Source organism: Pseudomonas entomophila (assembly GCF_013523125.1).
Taxonomy (GTDB): Bacteria; Pseudomonadota; Gammaproteobacteria; order Pseudomonadales; family Pseudomonadaceae; genus Aquipseudomonas; species Aquipseudomonas entomophila_B.
In genome coordinates this window covers 1-1,131 of the sequence record NZ_JAAMQJ010000097.1, presented here as the reverse complement: position 1 = coordinate 1,131, position 1,131 = coordinate 1, and the positions used below count along the sequence as shown (strand labels likewise).

Here is a 1,131-nt window from a genome sequence, read left to right as displayed (position 1 = left end):
GGTCGGCCAGGTAGCGTCGACGTACAACCGTGTCGTGTCCGGGGTCTCCCAGGTGCAGGAGCGGCTGGGAGCCTTCAAGCAGATGGCCAGCAAGGTCTCGGCGAAGGTGATCCAGTTCGCCGGCAAGGCCAGCCCTGCGCTGGCCAGCGTCGTGCCGTCGAGCAGCCTGGCAGCCTCGGCAACCCCCAAGCCCCAGGCCGTGGCGCCGTATCCGCACCTGCTGATCATCCAGACACACGACCCCAACGTGCAACCGTACTACTTCAACCTCGACACGGCCGCGTTCGACGAGCTGCGCCGGCAGGCGTCCTTTCGCTGGGCTGGCCAGGAGCGGCTGCGCCGGAGCGTGGCCCAGCAGGCGGTCGGCCTGGGCGAAGAGAAAATCACCCTCAAGGGCGCGATCTTCCCGCACCACAAGGGCGGTCTCAAACAACTCAACACCCTGCGCACGATCGGGCGAGGCCTACGGCCGCTGAACCTGGTCACCGGCTATGGCGAGGTGCTGGGCGACTGGTGCCTGGTCAGCGTCGAGGAAGAGCAGAGCAATCTGCTCGCCGGCGGCATCCCGCGTAAGCAGGGCTTTACCTTGGAGTTTGTGAGCTATGGCAACGACCTGCAGAACGTCTGACGGGGATCTGCTGGACGTGCTCTGCCAGCAGTATTACGGGCACCTCAATGGCACCGTCGAGGCGGTGCTGGAAGCCAACCCGGACCTGGCCAGGCAGGCGCAGCCGTACCGCGCCGGTCTGCTCATCCACCTACCTGACCTGGCGGCACCTGCCGTCGAGCTGCTGCAGCTGTTCGGCTAAGGCAGCGTTACGCGTCACGAACCCCGCCCCGTACGGGGTTTGCTGTTTCTGGAGCCTCACATGAAACCTACCTATCAGATCATCGCTGACGGCACCGACATCACGGCGCTGATCAACGATCGGCTGCTGATGCTGCGCACCTCGGACAAGCCTGGCATGGAATCGGACGAGTTCGAGCTGCGCATTGACGACCGCGATCAGGCCGTGGCGCTGCCCGCGCGCGGGAGCCAGGTCGCGGTCCTGATGGGCTACGAAGGCCAGGCCCTGACCCGGCTGGGCGCCTACACGGTCGACGAGGTCGAGCTGACCGGCCCGCCTGACA

Annotated in this window: 2 protein-coding genes and 1 pseudogene; all 3 read left to right on the top strand. The window is 66.1% G+C overall.

Features of this window, described 5'->3' with window-relative positions:
• Window positions 1-628 (top strand): phage tail protein (locus G7007_RS21700; protein WP_181105144.1); only part of this gene is annotated, 628 nt, incomplete at its 5' end.
• The gene (locus G7007_RS21695) at window positions 603-809 is read left to right on the top strand and encodes a tail protein X (protein ID WP_027915027.1); all 207 of its coding nucleotides are present in this window, start codon (window positions 603-605) and stop codon (window positions 807-809) included. The genes G7007_RS21700 and G7007_RS21695, both read left to right, overlap by 26 nt.
• A gap of 60 nt (window positions 810-869) precedes the next feature.
• Window positions 870-1,131, top strand: a pseudogene (locus G7007_RS21690) (phage late control D family protein); the annotation flags it as partial.

Excerpts from the sequence above, each read along its gene's own strand:
- G7007_RS21695 (WP_027915027.1), top strand. The coding sequence starts at position 603 with ATGGCAACGACCTGCAGAACGTCTGACGGGGATCTGCTGGACGTGCTC.